The following is a 19089-nucleotide window of genomic DNA, read 5'->3' as shown; positions in this document are numbered from 1 at the left end:
ATTCCAAGAAAAAATCTTCTCACGCTAGCTGGTTTTTGTTGCTGGAAATGGTTGCATCGTTTAAATTTATTAATGTTATATACTACCAAATTAATAGTTGCTCATTTAAGAACCTCCTTCAACTTTACCCAACTCGACACATATACTTTTTGAAACATTGCTGCAAGTAGAAAAAAACAGGTTACCCACCTTAACTTCTTTAAATTTGCTCACAATCTCTACTTGATGCATAAGGTTTTTGTTACACTCCTTTCATCTACCGATTACCTCTACCTACCGCCTTTACCTTTGCTAAGGTCAGAAACACGACTAGCTTCAGGACTTTCTAAGCTCGACTGTGGCAGGTCACCAAAATTACTGGAATCACTAACACCAAGCGATATAGGTGCTTCTACTAATCCATACCCTCCTCCTACTCTGTGATATCCTAATTCTAGATAAGTACGCAGTAATGGATCAATTTGTTCTCTATTTTGAATGTATGCTTGCAATTGCACATCTTGAAATCCCGGATCATTCCTGAATAATTGTGAAATGCCCACTCTTATGTTCTGAAAGTAATTTCTATCTCTGTTTGGGAGGCCTCTTCCAAGAAAATCGCGTATTATATTTATGATATTCTGCACTTGCCCAATATGATTTTCGTTTAGAACTCGATTAATATCACTAGCATTTTCTAATGTCCATAAACCACAATTCCAACCATCTGTTTGCTGACGAACAGAAACATTATTAATCCTGATATTATTTCCTAAGTTATTTTGAATGATATCGGTAATACCACCTGGAACAGCAGTAGCAGTTGAATCAGCATAGTACCCAACATAGTTCCCATTTTGACGTTCAATCACTAGTGTAACCCAATGAGTATTATTTAAAGTAATTATTAAAGTTAAACGCTGTTGTTCTTCATTTTCCCTAAATTGATTTAATACTCTAACAATGTGCTCGTTACCGTCATTCCTTGCCAAATTAGCTACTTCAAAAGTGTGATTACCTTCAGTACGAAGCTGATATCGCAATCTTCCAGCGTGAGCTATATCAATTTGTTGAAGCCAGTAATCATAATGTCCATTTCTCGTCGCAAATTCTAGTGTAAGCAGATCGTTGACATTTTGTATTTGATTACCATCTCCAAGAAGATTGTTTATTTGTCGTAATATTTGTTCTTGTGATAAATGAGTAGTTGTAGTTCCTTGTGATCCATTATGTGCAATATTATCTGTACCTGACCCTATTCTCCTTAAAACCTCTTCTCTTGTACCCTTGAAGTGACGTATAACATGTACCTCAACCCATTCATCATTACCTCGACTATATAAGAAAGTTGATGGCTGTCTTTCACCTTCATTAACATTTTCCTGAAAATTTCTAAATCTTTCATCTAGATTCCCTATTCCCTCCACTATTTCAGGTCTTCCAGTCTGTTCTGCCCCTAAAACACGACTATGACGATCAATTATATGTACATACAGTTCTTGTGGAATAGTTATAAGTTCTTCCTCTCTTCGTGCATCTCTATTAAATAGAGCATAAGACAAAACCACCTCATTTCCAGAAGTAATAAGCAAATATCCTCTTTGCTTGTTCATAAGTTCTTTTATTCGATCTTTTGCGTTATTCTCCTTTTGTGCTACTTCTTCTGCATTACCAGCAAATCTTAATATATATCCAATTGGATGAGTATCTAGATCATTCTCTGTAGGTTGTCTTAATAATAAAAGGTCTAATCTCTGTTCTGTAATTCTTGTGAGTATTACCCTTTCTCCTTCTTCTTCCTGACCCCTTTTCAAACTATATGTTTGACCAATTTTATACATAGTAATCACTTTATAAGGATTATCACTAGCATAAAATGTACCATGTAGTATAGAACGAAATTTATCCTCACTATTAACATTTATTGCATCCATAAGTGGCATCAATGCTCCAGAGATCTCTTGAAATAGTTCTCTATGCTGACCTACATTTTGCCAGCCATCATTCATAACTTGATTCAAAGTGTTATGTACATTTTCAGCATTAGGCACTTGTACAAGATCACCAGCAAGAAAATTATTTGCATTATTATTTTGGTAATCGTGATACAAACCAAGGTCATTTGGTTGATCAATATCTAGCTCAAATTGGTCATTAAGTGTGAATGAAACTTTCCATACATGAACATCATTCCCATCAATATTGAGAGTTTGTAAATTGATAGCTTCTTGTTGTACATCATCATTAATTCTGATATTAAATATAACTATATCAGAACCTTGAGCATGAAAGACCATGGTTAAAGCATGATCCCCATCATCATATCTAAGTATATACTTTGCTATAGGTACCTCTACTTCTTCTTCACCTTCTAGTTGTAAATGATGTATATCAAAAGCACTACTCCCAAAAGCAAAACCAGTTATACAATCAAATATTCTGTTATAATTCTCTGCATTCCTTGGTATTTCATTAGGAAGGTGTTGAAGCAAGAAATCTCTAATATTTTCTCTAATTCCTTCATTCTCCAAACACTCAAATAATCTTTGTACTAAAGGAAATCTATCCTGTTGAAGTTCTACTATATCAACACTAAAGGGATCTAGATTTAAATTAAAATTTAATCCAACACAGACAGTATTTCTTGATTCAGTATGAATAGGTATAAATGAAGAAGTGTGTAACCTTCCAGCGTAGCCTATGGCACAGTTTAATGCAACATCTGACGGTGTATCAAATATAGCAAGATTAATAACAATAGGAATATTTTCTCTTTCTGCTTGATGACGTACAAGAAATGCAACATGTGAGTTTCTAGGAGATAAGTCAAGGTCAATGCCTATTGCGTAGTGATGACTAAAATTTGCTAAGAAACCTAATAAAAACCCGTGACTCTCAAACTTTTGACTGCGATTTTCAATATTATTTTCTATCTGCGCTCTATAATTATTATAGGTATCAGTTATATATTCTAAAATATCTTCTCGGAGAGAATCTCTTACATCTTGTCTTTGGTTGCTTGCTAGCATTTCTATAAAATCGCCAATTCTTTGTTGACTAGGTTCGACTCGTGCAAAATTGATCAACCTATCAAGCTGTTCACACTGATTTCGATTGAGTTGTCTCCTTTCTATTTACTTAATTGTTAATCTGTGATCTTCTAAGAGCTGTCTAATAAGATTAATTTCAGATGCTGAATATTTGCCAAATTTATCTCTACCTCTAAGATCTTTTTCACGAATCACCTCGAATACTGTTGCAATTGCTTCTCCCTGACTCTTGCCCTTTCCATGCATGCATACTTTGTATTGCTCAAAATTTAGGTCTTCTTCCCTTAAATTTGGATTTTGCCCTCTAATCTCTCGCACTAGAGCATTTCTTTCCCTTGTACTGAACCTTAACCCATCACTATTAGGACGATCAGAAATACTGTAGCATCTGACAACTTGCTGTCCGTCACGATAAACAGCAACTTTTAGGTTTCCCGTATCTCGATTTTCACCATTACGTGGATTAACACCATGGTTATCAAAACGAAAATAGACTTTTTCACTTGGATCTAAAATACCTTCATCATGCGCAGTAGCAAACATACTAAAAAGAATACAGGAAGGAAACAACCTGCACTTACATGATACAAGAAAGATGGACATTGATCTAAAAAAGATTCAAACCTTTGTCTGAAGCCTTCAAGATCTCCATCCACTAAACTCCTAATAAGTCCATCACCATTATTCATATAAGATACCCTTCTATTTTCTACGGCTAGAGACACCACTCATACTAGGAGCTTCAAACTTGGACTGCGGACCATCACCAGAACCATCAAGTGGCAAAGATGTTTTCTTACTACCATGAGCTTGAGATTGCGTCCGTAAATCATACCTAGGGCCATCACCTACAGGACCAGGTGGTAAAATTGTTTTCTCTAACTCAGAGAATAATTCTTCTGCAAACAGACCGTAATCTACATTTACTCTTTTACCTTCTCTACCACACAATCTAAGGTTTTTTATTATCTTTTCCTTAAAGAACTCAAATCTCTCAGGAAAGCTATTTTTAGCAAATAACATCATATCTAGTATTTCTTTTTTCTCTATTTCTTTTTCCTCATCAGACTTATAAATGTCTTCTCGTTTCCAGTTAACTATCAATTCTGCAAGTACACCCTTTATAGGAATTCTACCATTCGAAGTATCAATAATAGCAGTCTTTTTGTATTCATCCAAGCTGTCACACTCCCAAATTTTCATAATAACAGACCTAGCTTGAGCACTTGACTCAGGATTTTTCAACATCACATCTGAAAGTGAGGAAAGAAGAAGCTCATAGTCTCGCTGTGAGAATATTTTGTCCGAACAGTCTCCTCCTGCTGGAACGCCTTTATAACACCAGCACTGTACCAAATCATGAACCGTATCAAAAAAACATGACTCTATTAATTCAGCAAGAAGGGAATATACTCCCTTATCTTTCTGCAATAATTTCTGTAAAAGAGTATCTTTGTCAGCTATATTCCTTACACAAAAATCTAAAATAGGAGCGTCTTTCTCAACAGATTGAGGACGAGAAAGAGCAATAACAGCTTCTGTAAGCTTCTTTTCTTTATCTTCTTCTTTTAGATGATTATAAAAATACTCTACTCCTTCACTCCATTTAAGTTTTACAGCACTGTCAAAACCTTCTACTGCATCATACTCCTTTAATTCCCCAGACTCTCTATTGATCCAGAAATCAAAAATACGACCATTCCTCTTTATCGTATCTAGCAGGGAGTTTCGTACGTATTTGTCAATTTCAGTTTCAGTTTTGCCATCAAATTTACCAGGAGGAAATTTGCTCTTGAGAAATTCGAATCTTTTTTGAAAGAACGGAAGAATTTTTTCTACCACACAGTAACTAGAAGCCATCTCATTCTGCGAAGTGGATTATCGATTTCTCCTATTTTCTCTTCAGTCAATCTTGTACCTAAAACATCATTATTTAACCTTGTACCTCACCAACAACCTTCATCTTGGAATACATTGTGCAAAAACTGCAGCTTATCATCCTTAAAAAATTTAATATTCTCTATATAGGTTTCCGCCCACCTTTTAATAGCTAACTTCCTTCCAGAAGCAATTTCAGAATCTGTATGTTTTATAACATCTTGTAGCTTTTTAAGTACTGCAGCATGACGATCTGTCTTCCTTGGCATTTTACCCTCCCATTAAATATTAATAGTATTATGTAAAAGGGGCATTATACAGACATTAGAATGGATTGCAATATTAAAATTACTAGAATAGAGGGTTTAATAAAAAAACGTTATGGCTAAAACTTCTTTTCTTGAATTTTCTCAATATAATCAACAGAGAGGCCAGTATCTTCAGCGATAACATCTGTTCACCTTTTTTTCGCCGATTAGGATTGTATATTAAATCAAAGTCGCAAGACTATAATGAGCAAGGAGTGATACTGTCAATTGGATTGATTGATAGAAATCGTAGGCATCTCAGTACACTCCTAGCTTTAAAAAATGGAGTACGAACGGTAGGAGGATCTAAAAGATCGAATCACAATCCTGTACAGCATTTACATTATTATTTGATTATATTTATAGGTACAAAAATGGCTAGAACAGTTTTTGTGGGTATTGATGTTTCAAAAGAAACACTTGATATCTCAATCAACAATAAACATCAGCGTATAGAAAATGCAGAGAGAGCTATATCTGAGTTTATAAAGTCGAAAATGGCTAACGTATTTGTTAAGTTATGTGTAGTAGAATCCACAGGAGGTTATGAGAAACTTGTAATAAAATTGTTACAAGAACATAACATAGCTGTTCACAGAGCTCACCCAAATCGGGTATGCATTTGCAAAAGCCTGCAACCACTTTGCAAAAACAGATAAATTAGATGCAAAATTACTAGAAAAATATGCTGAATTTATCACAAAAAATGACGAAGTAATAGAATACATAGTTTCACAAAAGCAAGAAGAACTAAAAGAGCTAAGAGCAGTTGAGCGCAATCTAAACGATGAAGTTCATGCAAATAAGTGTCGTTTGCATAAGGTTACAGGAAAAGCCAGGGAATATATAGAAAAACAGATAGAATTTGCAAAAAAACAATTAGAGCAAATTAGGCAAGACATAGAAGATATAATAAACTCTGATCCTGATTTGAAGGAAAAAAGCAAACTGCTAACTAGCTATAAAGGTGTTGGACGGAAAACCGCAAGTATCCTACTCATAGAGGTACCTGAACTTGGTAGGTTAGATAATAAGGAAATAGCTTGTCTAGTTGGAGTTGCACCAAAAACTAGTGAAAGCGGAAGGAAAGTGAGCAAGGCCCAAGTCATAGGTGGCAGATTTTATGCTCGAAAAGCATTATACATGTCTGCTGTGGTTGCAATGCGTCATAATAAAAAAATGAAAGTATTTTACCAGCGTTTAGTTGACTCTGGCAAAGTCGCTTTAGTTGCTGTAATGAGAAAAATCATCATTTGTTTAAATGCTATGATAAAAAACAATAATTTTTATCTTGATGTTTAAGACGGTAGATGACATCTTTCTTCTTGGTATAAATTATTTTTATATCTCAATGTTCATACAGCTATGCACGTTGCCGCATAGTGGATGAGGTGTATTACCTCTAAGAGTATGGTTTTTACATAATAATATAATATTCTGTCCATAAATCAATGTTTCAACGTACAACAAGAACATTTTCATTGTGATTAAGATTTCTAGTATGTATATTAATAAATCTTGTTCTCAACTAAGTAATGAAAGTAATAATTGTTATAATAATGTTATTGTGTAGCAGTTACACAATGGCAAGCGAGCGAATAAGTCTAGTGGATAAAAAACTATCTCAAGGATATGTAGCTCCAGTGCTTACAGAAGATAGCGTTATTTTATCAGACAAGCACGGCGCTTTATATTCCTTTGATATTGATAACTCAAAGGCTATGAATTGGAAATTACACCTCTCACATAGGAAAAAAATTGGTAACATGAGCCTATCGCATTATAAAAAAAATGTTTTCTTTATAGTGGATAACACTTTACACGCAATAGATGCAAAAACTGGCAAGATTGAGTGGGAAAAAGAATTGAGAGCTCCAGTAAGAGGGAAAGCAGCAGTAATAAATAATAAATTGGTAGTATTGACTATTGATAATTATCTGTACGTGTTTGATATAAAAGATGGCAGCTCCGTTTGGGCTTATCAAAACGGTATCAATGAGGTTCGAGGTTTGTATTCCATATCGCCAACAATTTCTAACGATAAAATAATAGCACCATTTTCAAATGGTGAGTTAATAGCTTTTAATGAAGACGGTAAAAAATTGTGGAGCCAAAAATTGGCTACAAACCTTTTGGATACACAGCTCACAGATGTAACTACTACACCGGGAGTGCTTGGCGATACTTTAATAGCTACAAACAATTCTTATATTTATGGTATTGACGTGAAATCAGGAAATATTTTGTGGTCAAAGTCACTGCAAGTAAAAAGTGTATCAGACATTGAGTCATATTATAGTCCTCTTATTCCTGCAGAGAAACAAAAAGAAGGCGGAAGAATTTTTATAGTAACTGAAGATAATAAAATAATCGGCCTGGATATAAAAAATGGAGAAACAGTCTGGGCATCTGATTTAATAGAAAATACGCAATTGTTTGCTCCAATTGTGCATGCCCATACACTGTGGGTGACAAGCAATAAAGGTTCAATGCTTGCTTTTCCTGGATCTGAAAGTGCAGGAAAGGTAGTCAAAGTACCTGGTAATGTGTTTCACACTCCAGTGTTTACTCACGATAAAATATATGTAACAACTGAGGGAAATGGTGTTTATTCTTTAGAAAATAGGTTTGTTCTTTATGATTGATTATGACCTGATTGTTATAGGTGGTGGTCCAGGCGGTTATAAGTGTGCTATCGCTGCTGCAAAACTTGGATTGAAAGTTGCCTGCATAGATAAAAATAGCATTTTTGGTGGTACATGCTTGCGAGTTGGGTGCATACCTTCCAAAGCACTACTTCATTCTTCCTATCAGTATGCTCACACGAAAAATGATCTGTCGAAGCTTGGCATAAAAATTAAGGATGCAAGTTTCGATTTAAAAGAAATGCTAGGCTATAAGGACGCCAGAGTTCAGGAACTTGGAAAAGGTATAGAGTATCTGTTTAACCTTCACAAAATCACTAAAATCAATGGACTTGGGAAAATTACTTCTTTTGACCAAGGTAATCTTGAAGTTTCAGTTGAAGATAAGGTGCTGAAGACAAAAAATATAGTAATTGCAACCGGTTCTGACGTTATTTCTTTGCCAGGAATTAATATCAATGAGAAAAGTATTATTTCATCAACTGGTGCATTGTCTTTAACTGAAGTACCAAAAAAACTTGTCGTAATCGGAGCCGGGGCAATAGGGCTTGAAATGTCTTCTGTATGGAGGAGGCTAGGGTCTGAAGTCACTGTAGTAGAATTTTTTGACAGAATCGCTGCAGCAATGGATGGAGAATTAAGTAAGTCTCTACTTTCTAGTCTACAAAAACAAGGAATAAAATTTTTACTTAGCACTAAAGTTGAGGGAATAAAACAAAGTAGTAACTCTTTGAGTGTGAAGGTTTGCTCTGTAAAAGATAATCAAACAAACACTATAGAGGCGGATAAGGTATTGGTTGCAGCAGGACGCAAACCATGTACTGATGGTCTTGGTATTGATGAAAAAATAGAAAAAGATAATCGCGGTTTCGTTCAAGTTAACAACAGATATAAAACTAATGTGAAAGGAATATTTGCTATTGGTGATGTGATTGGTGGAGCAATGCTTGCTCATAAAGCAGAGGAAGAAGGAGTGGCAGTTGCAGAGATAATAGCAGGACAGTCACCTCACGTTGATTATGAAATTATACCATCTGTCATTTACACTCACCCTGCTGTTTCTTCGATCGGTAAAGCCGAAGAGGAACTCAAAAATGCTGGCTATAAGTACAAAGTTGGTAAATGTCAATTTGCTGCAAACGGCAGAGCAAAAATCACTGATGATGCTGAAGGATTCGTGAAAGTGCTGACTTGTAGCAGAGCAGATACAATACTAGGTGTGCATATCATAGGAGCATACGCTGATACGCTAATCAACGAAGCAGCGGTTGCAATGGCATATGGTGCAGCAGCAGAGGATATATACAGAATTTGTCACTCTCATCCTGATATAAATGAAGCCTTTCGAGATGCGTGCATCGATGCTTTCTTTAAAAAATAATTGTGGACCTCGGTTCAATCATTGAAAAATGGTATGAGTGGCTGAGATGCAAAAGATCTTATTCACCAAACACTTTAGAGTCATACATGAGGGACTTGAAGGATCTTATAAGTTTCCTAAATACTCACATTGGTGGAGAAGTAAATGTCGGCACTTTGGAAAAATTGAGCGTACCTGAGTTAAGAAGTTGGCTTACCTCTCGGTATGCAAGAGGTGTGAATGCAAGATCTAACGCTCGTGCATTGTCAGTAATCAGAAATTTCTTCAAGTACATAAAAAACAACTACAATATAGACAATGAAGCTGTATTTTCCTTATCAAGGCCAATTCAGAGAAGAACTCTGCCCAAAGCATTATCAATACCTGATATAAAAACTTTGGTGAAAGAAATGAAGTTATCTGACTTGAGCGAACCTTGGGTGGTAAAAAGAGAAATTGCAATTATCGTCCTGCTATATGGTACAGGCTTAAGAATCAGTGAAGCGTTGAACCTTGGGGTTAGTGATATTAACAATGAAAGTTTAATAGTAACAGGTAAGGGAGATAAACAAAGGCAGGTATTCATTCTTCCGGTAGTAAAAAAGTGTATACAGGAATATGTAAAAGCCTGTCCTTATTTTGGCATTAATAATGAAACACAATATCTTTTTTTGGGAGTAAGAGGAAAAAAATTGGGAAGAACTTATGTAGCTAATCGTTTGCAGAAAATAAGGAGAATATTAAATCTGCCAGAAATCTTATCTCCACATGCATTTCGTCATAGTTTTGCTACTCATTTGCTTCAGGAAGATATTGACATAAGATCAATACAACAACTGCTTGGCCACTCAAGCCTGGAAACCACCCAGGTTTACACTCACCTCAATTATCAAGATGTTTTTAACATGTACAAAGATTTTCAGCAGGGCTTGGAGAAGAAATCAAAACCCTTGTAACTTGAGGATTGTCGGTGGTACCACCAGGTCCTATATCTCGTTCATCCGCTTTACATAAATAATATCCTACTAAAAAAAGAACCAGTGCAACTGCTGTAAGACAAGCACCTATTACTAGATAATCGTATAAAATTGCTAAACCTACACAACCAGTCAATGCTCCAGATAATATAAAAAATGCATAAGCATAGTTGCTTTGTTTTTTACCAGGAGAAATTGCTTGTGAGGATTTTTCGTTTTTATTACTCAGACTTTTAGTACGGAGCAGTCTATTTTCTGATGAAAGCCTATCTCTTTCCTCCCTTACTTGTTTCAAATCTCTTTCTAATTGTGAAATTTTGCTAGTTTTATTTGCTAGCTCTTGCTCTTTCTCTACAAGTTGAGCTTTTGTTCTTTCAAGTTCATCTCTAAGGTTTTCGAGCTGCTGCAACTCTTTAGCAATGAATTCGTCGTTTATTTCTGGTTGAACATTATGTGTATTTGCTACAGGTTGCTCTGCACTTGTAGGGAATTTTTCATTTAGATAATTTCTGATACGTTCAATACTTCCAAATGCAGCAGTAACAATTGCACGATTTATGAAACAATTATCCTCTACTAACTTTTCTACATCATCTAAATCTTTTCTATTAATAGCATCAGCTAATCGCGCTGTAATAGCTTGTTCAATTATTTGCTTCACCCATGGATTTTGCTCTATAGCTTGTATTGGCTTTATTTGACTAAAATCTAGGTCTTTATGTTTTAAAAGTTTAATCAATACTTCTTCGTTATCTTGTGTTATTTCTTGTAAACATGATTTGATAATTAAGCTAAGTGGTGTTTCTATTTCTTCACTTTGGATATTAGGGTTAAGCATTTGTTCAACAAACTCTCGTGAAATACCCATGTGAATGAGGTCTTGCCTAGTAAACTTTTTCTCAAGCAGCGCCTTCGCCTGGTTAATATTTCCATCGGAAAGAGCGTTTAATAATTGTTCTCCTCTTTGGGCTTTTTGTATTTCTACCGTAAGGTGTGAAAAGTCTTTATCCTGTGCTTCTCCAATTTTTCTAATATATTCTTCAGGAGTATGAAAGCAACGCTCTTTATGAGAATCATGAAGATATTCTTCAGGGAATTGTTGGTATTCAGGTTTAATAACTAAATAACTATTTTTAACATCTATATTTAATTTAGGATGTCTAAGTAACATCTGTACAAAATTCCTATTTCCCATATGAAAAGCTAGATGTAGAGCTGTATTGCGTTCTTTAGTTTCTTGAGCATTAATATTTAAATTTTGATGTTGTAAAAGCAACATCATCATTTTCAAACATATAGGGCTGTCATCACCATTCATGATAATAGTCATTAGTGGTGTATATCCCGCATCAAACGCATTAACATTCGCACCTTCTGCTATAGCTTGTTTAAAAGCTTCTAGGTTTTCATTATCAATAGCTTTAAATAACTGTTTTGTTGATTCACTTAGCTGTTCTTGAAGTTGTCGGATTTCGAGCTTGCGATGCTGTGTTATCACCACCTCCATAAGCTCCATAATATGTTACACCGTTTCTATAAAGCATACTAAACCCTCTTTATTAATGATTTACTAATATAATTATATAAAAAAAAGGAAAATTGCAAGCAATTTATTTAAAAACCTCAGACAACTCTAGAAACTTCTCTGCATCAAGTGCAGCCATGCACCCTGTTCCTGCTGCAACTACTGCCTGGCGATACACCTTATCTTGAACATCACCTGCAGCAAATACTCCTGCTTTACTAGTTAAAGTTGTTCCAGGTTTTGTAATTATGTAACCCTGTTCATCCATTTCAACAAAGCCTTTAAAAATACCTGTATTTGGTGCATGCCCAATTGCAATAAACACTCCATCGACTTTTAATTCTTGAGCTTCCGTTGATTTAATTATAATACCAGTAACTTTCTTCGGATTTTCTTCTCCAAGAATCTGCTCTACGGTATGGTTCCACATTACTTTTATTTTATCATTTTTAAAGAGCCTATCTTGCATTACTTTTTCCGCTCTCAATTTATCACGCCTGTGTATTAATATCACTTCTTTGGCAAATCGAGTTAAAAATATTGCCTCCTCAACTGCGGTATTTCCACCACCAATTACAACTACAACTTTATTTCTAAAAAACGCACCATCACAAGTTGCACAAGCTGAAACTCCGTAACCTTGAAATTCCTTTTCACTCTCCAAACCAAGCCATTTTGCTTGCGCACCGGATGCAATTATAATTGCATCCGAGTAGTAGTCATTGATATTACCAGAAGATCTAAATCTATACTTATTAGAATTCTCAAGTTGTTCAACGCTTTTTATCTCATCATCTATTATTTTTGCTCCAACCTGTTCTGCATGCAACCTCATTTGCTCCATTAGTTCTGGACCCTGTATTGAAACAAAACCAGGATAGTTTTCAACATCTGTAGTAATTGTAAGCTGACCACCAGGCTGCATTCCCGTTACTACAATTGGCTCTAAGTTTGCACGTGCTGCATATACAGCAGCAGCATGCCCTGCTGCCCCAGATCCAATAATAAGAACTTTTGTACTAAATCTATAATTCTTCACTGTATGAGTTTAGATAATCAGCTACTCCTTCATCGCTTGCCTGCATTGCTGGCTTACCTTTCTTCCACCCTGCTGGACATACTTCACCATGCTCCTCATTATGTTTAATTGCATCAACAATTCTAATAAACTCATCAATATTACGCCCTAAAGGCAAATCATTTATCGATTGATGACGTACAATAAATTTATCATCAATAACGAAAGTTGCTCTCAGCGCAATTGAGTCATCATATAAGACCCCATAGTCTCTTGATATAGACTTTTTGATATCAGACACTAAAGTGTAGCTAACCTCTCCAATACCACCATTATTAACTGGAGTGTTTCGCCATTTATAATGTGAAAATTTTGAATCTACACTTATTCCTATCACTTCAATACCACGCTTTGCAAACTCATTTATTCTATTATTGAGCGATATCAATTCAGTTGGGCAAACAAAAGTAAAATCAAGTGGATAGAAAAAAAGGACAGCATACTTATTTTTTATGTGCTTACTCAGACAGAAATCATCAACAATTTCTCCGTCAGAGAGAACAGCTGAAGCAGTAAAATCGATAGCAGATTTTGTTACAAGATTCATAATTGACCTATTCTTTTAAAACAACTCTAATTTTACACTTGATGAACTTGTATGCAAGTTTTCTTTAGTTTTAGCCCTATAAAAACTTCCTAAAATAGCTCTTCTTTTTTACCGATAAGATACAATCTAGTTTCACTTTATGACGGTGTCATCCCAGCGCCCCTATGATGTCATTCCAGTGCCCAGACACTGGGATCCAGGAAAGTTTGCTTGCTCACAAGCAAACTAGCATAGAAAGTGGTTACAACATTTCCGATGGATTATATGGAAAACTGGATTCCAGACGGGAATGACACCCTACTTAACCGTCATACCGCGATTCATTCTCGGTATCTCTTAGCATAGATCCCGCTAACACGTAGCGGGATATTTGACCTTTACAGGGATGACGGTTGTCGTTTAGTTATAAATATTTAAGAAATTTACCAAATAAAAAAAAAGGCAAAAGAAGCCCCGTGGTACGAGTTTTGACCCTATAATAATTTAAACTGGCGCTGTAATAATGTGCTAACGCTTAAAATAAGCGCGATTTGGCTGAATGTAGAAAAAATAAAAAAGACATGCAGCCGCTATAATTTTATGTAACCCGCCAATAAATACCCTGAATTTTGTCATTGAGCCTGCAGGTCAAAAACAATGAGTCATAAATACCCTTAGTACTACAATAAGGGGACTAGCGGAGTTTGTCAAGTAAGTTTTGCATTTCTGTGAGCTACCTGCTAACCGACAGCTAACATTAACTACCAATATCGTATCTGAAGAAGCCCCCTGACCATTCTAAAAAATTTAATGCTGAGTACACCTTACTTTTGGCTTCCTCTATAGTGCTCCCTTCTGCTACTATATTTAGCACTCTTCCGCCATCTGAAACCCAATTACCACTCTCATCTAATTTAGTACCAGCGTGAAATACCAATATACCAGGAATGCTTTCAATTTTATCTAATCCCTTAATTACTTCTCCCTTTTGATAATCACCCGGATAGCCTTTACTTGCAACAACTACACAAACTGTAGATTTGTTGTTAAGTTCCACCATTTTGACATTTAACTTTCCTTCTGCAGCTGACAACATCAATTTTAACAAATCGCAATTTGAATCAAATCTAGGTAATATAGATTGCGTTTCTGGATCACCGAATCTAACGTTATACTCGAGAAGTTTTGGGCCATCTCTGCAAATCATTAAACCAGCAAAGAGTACTCCCTTATAAGGCGTATCCATGTTAACCAATGCTTGAGCTGTAGGGTATATTATTTTTTGGATGATTTTTTGCTCCATGTCCTTACTTATAATTGAAGGTGATGAGTACGATCCCATACCCCCAGTATTTTGGCCTTCATTATTTTCATTCACTCTCTTATAATCTTTTGCGCACCCAAGAGTTACTACTTTCAACCCATCAACAAGAGCAAAAAAGCTTACTTCTTCTCCAATTAAAAATTCTTCTATGATTATTTCTTCACCTGATTCACCAAATTCTTTCTCCACTAGCATTGAATCTATTGCTGAAAAAGCTTCGTTTTCTGCGCAACATATCATCACGCCTTTCCCTGCCGCAATTCCATTTGCTTTCACTACAAGTGGAAACTTTATTTTATTGCTACGTACAAAATCTTTAGCTAATCCTTCATCAACAAAACACTCGTACTTGGCAGTTGGTATGCCATATCGCTTGCATAGTCCTTTGGTGAAAGACTTTGATCCCTCAAGTTTTGCAGTTGCTTGACTCGGAGCAAAAACATTTATTCCCTCTGCAACTAAATCATCAGCAAGCCCATCAATTATTGGTTGTTCTGGACCAATAACAACCAACTCTATATTTTCTCTCTTGCAAAATTGTGTAACATCCACTGAATTTTGAATATTTACATCCACAAGAGTCCCAAGATCTTTCATAGCTTGGCGACCAGGAGTTACATATAACTCAGTCAAGATAGGAGATTTTTTTAGAGCCCAAAGTAGAGCGTGCTCACGTCCACCAGAACCTATAACCAGAACCTTCATCTTTATTTCCTCGCTTTTCTATATGTCAAAATTATTATTTGCTTATAACAGTATCATTACTCATGTATTTTTGCAACACGTTTGGTATTGCAATCGACCCGTCAGAATTTTGATAATTCTCCATTATGGCAATAATCGTTCTTCCTATAGCTAAAGCTGAGCCGTTTAAAGTGTGAACATATTTTTTTATCTTTTTATCAGTTTCTGAAGAGTATTTAGCGTTCATCCTTCTTGCTTGAAATGCACCACAATTTGAGCAGCTTGATATTTCTCTATATTTCTTTTGCTCATGTAACCACACCTCTATGTCATAAGTCTTTTGCGCAGCAAAGCCCATATCACCACTACACAGTAGCATTACTCTATACGGTAATTCTAGTTTTTTTAATATCTCTTCAACAACACTCGTCATGCGCTCAAGTTCATCATTTGATTGGTCTTCAGTTGTAATACTCACCAATTCCACTTTACCAAATTGGTGTTGCCTTATCATGCCTCTCGTATCTCGTCCTGCGCTGCCTGCTTCTTTACGAAAACACTCTGAATACGCAGTAAAACGAATAGGCAGTTCTTTTTCCTCCACTATTTTATCAGCAAACAAATTTGTTAAAAACACTTCACTTGTGGGAATCAACCTCAATTCGTCGGTAGTTAAATACGAATCGTCAGAAAATTTCGGTAGCTGACCAACATTATACATAGCTTCGTTTTTCACTAAAGCTGGGTGGTACACCTCAGTATAGCCAAATTCATTAACATGCATTTCAAGCATAAAATTTATTAGCGCTCGTCCAAGCTTAGCTAACTGTCCTTTTAATATCGCAAATCTTGATCCGGAAATTTTCGCCGCTTGTTCGAAGTCCATTAAACCTAATTTTTCTCCGAGTTCATAATGAGATTCTGGTACAAAATCAAACTGTCTTTTTCCTCCATATCTTCTCACCTCTAAATTAGAGTTCTCATCTGCGCCTATTGGCACATCTTGCGCAGGAATATTCGGCAAGTTAGATAAAACATTCACTAACTTATCCTTTTCTGCTTGTTCCTTTAAGCTAATTGCCTCTATCTCATTCGTGATGTCTTTTGACAACTCTATTTGCCCTTCACAAGGGCTCTTGCTCATTTTAAGCTTCTTTATTTCCTCTGTGATTTCATTGCGCTGCCTATTTAAATCTTGCAATTTAGTGGTTAATGACCTTTTCTCGTGATCAATTTCTAATACCTCTTTTGCAGTAAACTCTCTTATCCCCCTGCTTTTCATTGCCTTTTCAAATCCTTCAGGGTTTTTGCGTATATATTCTATATCGTGCATATATTGTGCTATTACTAACATTATTACTGTACTTCAAAAGCTCTTAATATTCAATATTTTCTCATACTACTAAAATTATTATGGTTGATTTTTTTGTTAGAATTTGTTAAAATTTAATTAACTTAGCGTTCATAGGATATAGTATGTCGGGCATCATAAAAAAATATAATCAATTTAAAGAGAGCACTTACTTTGCTGGTGGAAAATTCGTTATCTACGCTACTTGTGTATGCCTAGCAGCCACATTTGCTGTTGGCTATTTGGGGTTGATAATAGGATTCCCTCTATTGACCTTTCCACTTGCTATGCTCATCTCTAACCCCGTAGTTTGGGTTTTAATGGGAATAATTCTTACAGTAGCATACAAAATGGTTGTTGAACCTTTATTTTACTTAGCAAAGAACTATATTAATGGAAAAGGAGCAGGTCAAGGTGAGCAAAAAACTCAAGATGGAGATAGTGGTATTGTACCAGGCAGTGAACCCGATTCAAGGAACAGTAGTCGTAGAAGCTCTTTGGATAGTGGTTTGGGTGGTAAAGAGTTTCATGAAAATTTGGACACTCTTGTGCATCAGACAAATAGAGCGAATTACGCTTACTGGTTGCAGCAACATGATATTGCTCATATTGCAAGAATTAAATATAAGTATTCAGAAGGTTTTACGGATGGTGTATTCTTCTGTATTCCTGGTAATCTTGAAACCTTGAGTGAAAGGTTGAGAGAATATAAAAATAAAGCAGAACGAGAGAGTTCGAAAAGGATATTTACTTCAGTTATTAATTTGGGTGGTAATCATTGGGTAACGCTAGTTGTTGCATACAGCTTAGATAATAAACAATTTAGAGCTTATTATTGTGATTCTTTTAGTGCTGATTTACCAAGTTCTGGTAGTCAACGTAAGAAAATAGAACTTGCAAATGCAATTAAAGAATTGGTTACACCTCTTACTGATCAAGCTAGTGAGTTGAATGCGCAAGGAAAAAAAGAAATGAGTAAAGATGTCAAAGAGACAGCACAAACGTGTCGGAACAAGAAAAATGAATTAATTAATGTCCCAATAAATACTGATAATATAGTGAGCGCACTGGAAGCAGTTTTGGAAATAGAGAACTGTAATATAAGAAGCTCCGGAGCCAAACAACAAAGCGATGGACATAATTGTGGAATATTTGCATTGGAAAACGCTCATAGGATTACGCAAATGCTCAACGAAGGTAAATCATTTGATGCAATTGACGCAGAGTTATTGGAATACAAGCCTAATCCAGAACAATTGCAAAAGAAAAGAAGAGAGTTTACAAAAGCGCTTATGGAAGATGAAAAATGGAAGGAAGATCTAGAAAAAGGGCTTTTATGCGATCTTCCACCAGGAACGGACACCTCTCTTACCTCAAGGGTGCAGAATACAGCTCAGGTTGCTATATACTTTACAATGAAGGATTACCATTAACCTTATGCCCCTCCAAATAGGAAGTTTGACGATTGATTCTTCAGTTATTTTAGCTCCAATGTCAGGGGTAACTGATTATCCGTTTAGAAGTATTGTAAAGAAGCTAGGTGCAAGTTTGTTAGTTTCAGAAATGATTGCAAGCAGAGCCATGATTATGCAAACTCGCCAGAGTCTGCAAAAAGCAAAAGTCGATGAATTAACTGCTGTGCAGCTTGCTGGATGCGAGCCGGATGTAATGGCAGAGGCTGCAAAGCTCAACAAGGATATGGGTGCAAAAATAATAGATATAAATTTCGGTTGTCCTGTTAAAAAAGTTGTAAACAGTTATGCAGGATCAGCACTAATGCGCGATGAGAAAAAAGCCGCTGAGATAATTGAGGCCGTGGTCAAAGCAGTGGATGTGCCAGTTACGGTGAAAATGCGCACTGGATGGAACGATGAAAATCGCAATGCACCGAGGCTTGCGAAAATTGCCGAAGACTTAGGAGCAAAAATGATCACTGTGCATGGAAGAACGAGGGCACAGCTCTATAACGGCCAAGCAGATTGGAAATTCGTTAGAAATGTTAAAGAGCAAGTGAAAATTCCAGTTATAGTAAATGGCGATATTAAAAATTTAAATGATATTCAGAATGCTCTCAAAGAATCTGGAGCAGACGGAGTGATGATAGGTCGTGGTGCCTACGGTAAACCTTGGCTGATTAATCAAGCAATGAACTTTCTCAGTGGAAGTGAAACTTCTGAGCTAACAGCTTCAGAGAGATTAAGCATCATACTCGAGCATTACGACAATATTCTTGAGTACTATGGAAATGACACAGGAATAAAGATGGCCCGCAAACACATAGGTTGGTACAGTAGCGGGCTTCAAAGCTCATCTGAATTTCGCATGAGAGTAAATAACATGACAGATAGCACAGAAGTGAAAGAAAATATTATTGGCTTTTTTGGTCAAGAGACACACTAGCTGT

Annotated in this window: 14 protein-coding genes and 1 pseudogene; 6 read left to right on the top strand and 9 right to left on the bottom strand. The window is 35.9% G+C overall.

All coding sequences use genetic code 11. From position 1 onward, the window contains the following. Positions 1–269: 269 nt before the first annotated feature. From OM966_RS07210 to OM966_RS07270, 4 genes are all read right to left on the bottom strand, one after another. A complete protein-coding gene (locus tag OM966_RS07210) occupies positions 270–3065 on the bottom strand; it encodes a cytoplasmic incompatibility factor CifB (RefSeq protein WP_319604187.1) in 2796 nt (931 codons plus the stop codon). 48 nt (positions 3066–3113) lie between these two features. Beyond that, on the bottom strand, positions 3114–3572 hold the full coding sequence (locus tag OM966_RS07275) for a hypothetical protein (RefSeq protein ID WP_319604185.1): 459 nt from the start codon (positions 3570–3572) through the stop codon (positions 3114–3116). Between the two features lie 159 nt (positions 3573–3731). Further along, positions 3732–4889 (bottom strand): cytoplasmic incompatibility factor CifA, encoded by a 1158-nt coding sequence (locus tag OM966_RS07205; RefSeq protein ID WP_319604183.1) that lies wholly within the window; start codon positions 4887–4889, stop codon positions 3732–3734. 86 nt (positions 4890–4975) lie between these two features. Further along, positions 4976–5176 carry a hypothetical protein gene (locus tag OM966_RS07270; protein ID WP_319604294.1) on the bottom strand — a complete coding sequence of 67 codons (201 nt, stop codon included), beginning with the start codon at positions 5174–5176 and terminating at the stop codon, positions 4976–4978. A 413-nt stretch (positions 5177–5589) separates the two neighbouring features. On the opposite strand from OM966_RS07270, the pseudogene OM966_RS07625 reads away from it, so the two are divergent. The 4 genes and pseudogenes from OM966_RS07625 (at position 5590) to OM966_RS07180 (ending at position 10176) form a co-directional block, all read left to right on the top strand. Beyond that, positions 5590–6517: pseudogene (locus tag OM966_RS07625) on the top strand (IS110 family RNA-guided transposase). 233 nt (positions 6518–6750) lie between these two features. Beyond that, on the top strand, positions 6751–7860 hold the full coding sequence (locus OM966_RS07190) for an outer membrane protein assembly factor BamB family protein (RefSeq protein WP_264329379.1): 1110 nt from the start codon (positions 6751–6753) through the stop codon (positions 7858–7860). Beyond that, positions 7853–9241 (top strand): dihydrolipoyl dehydrogenase, encoded by a 1389-nt coding sequence (gene lpdA / locus OM966_RS07185; protein ID WP_264329407.1) that lies wholly within the window; start codon positions 7853–7855, stop codon positions 9239–9241. The genes OM966_RS07190 and lpdA overlap by 8 nt, the downstream gene beginning before the upstream one ends. Positions 9242–9243: 2 nt before the next feature. Continuing rightward, on the top strand, positions 9244–10176 hold the full coding sequence (locus tag OM966_RS07180) for a tyrosine recombinase XerC (protein ID WP_264329378.1): 933 nt from the start codon (positions 9244–9246) through the stop codon (positions 10174–10176). Here OM966_RS07180 and OM966_RS07175 read toward each other — a convergent pair. The 5 genes from OM966_RS07175 to serS all read right to left on the bottom strand — a co-directional run bounded on the left by OM966_RS07175 (position 10121) and on the right by serS (position 16667). Further along, positions 10121–11713 carry an ankyrin repeat domain-containing protein gene (locus OM966_RS07175; protein ID WP_264329377.1) on the bottom strand — a complete coding sequence of 531 codons (1593 nt, stop codon included), beginning with the start codon at positions 11711–11713 and terminating at the stop codon, positions 10121–10123. The genes OM966_RS07180 and OM966_RS07175 overlap by 56 nt on opposite strands. Positions 11714–11807: 94 nt before the next feature. Beyond that, complete coding sequence (trxB, locus tag OM966_RS07170) at positions 11808–12761, bottom strand: thioredoxin-disulfide reductase (RefSeq protein WP_264329376.1); 954 nt, start codon at positions 12759–12761, stop codon at positions 11808–11810. After that, positions 12748–13347, bottom strand: a complete 600-nt coding sequence (locus tag OM966_RS07165) for a peroxiredoxin (protein WP_264329375.1) — start codon at positions 13345–13347, stop codon at positions 12748–12750. Before OM966_RS07165 ends, trxB begins: the two co-directional genes overlap by 14 nt. Before the next feature lie 736 nt (positions 13348–14083). Then, the gene (gene purD / locus OM966_RS07160) at positions 14084–15355 is read right to left on the bottom strand and encodes a phosphoribosylamine--glycine ligase (RefSeq protein WP_264329374.1); all 1272 of its coding nucleotides are present in this window, start codon (positions 15353–15355) and stop codon (positions 14084–14086) included. A 34-nt stretch (positions 15356–15389) separates the two neighbouring features. Continuing rightward, positions 15390–16667 carry a serine--tRNA ligase gene (serS, locus tag OM966_RS07155; protein WP_264329406.1) on the bottom strand — a complete coding sequence of 426 codons (1278 nt, stop codon included), beginning with the start codon at positions 16665–16667 and terminating at the stop codon, positions 15390–15392. 143 nt (positions 16668–16810) lie between these two features. Between serS and OM966_RS07150 the strand changes: the two genes are divergently transcribed. Both OM966_RS07150 and dusB read left to right on the top strand, forming a co-directional pair. Beyond that, positions 16811–18118 carry a hypothetical protein gene (locus OM966_RS07150; RefSeq protein ID WP_264329373.1) on the top strand — a complete coding sequence of 436 codons (1308 nt, stop codon included), beginning with the start codon at positions 16811–16813 and terminating at the stop codon, positions 18116–18118. A gap of 4 nt (positions 18119–18122) precedes the next feature. Further along, complete coding sequence (gene dusB, locus OM966_RS07145; RefSeq protein WP_264329372.1) at positions 18123–19085, top strand: tRNA dihydrouridine synthase DusB; 963 nt, start codon at positions 18123–18125, stop codon at positions 19083–19085. Positions 19086–19089: the final 4 nt, after the last annotated feature.

This window comes from Wolbachia endosymbiont (group A) of Andrena hattorfiana (assembly GCF_947179565.1).
GTDB lineage: Bacteria > Pseudomonadota > Alphaproteobacteria > Rickettsiales > Anaplasmataceae > Wolbachia.
This window is presented reverse-complemented; position numbering and strand designations above follow the sequence as displayed.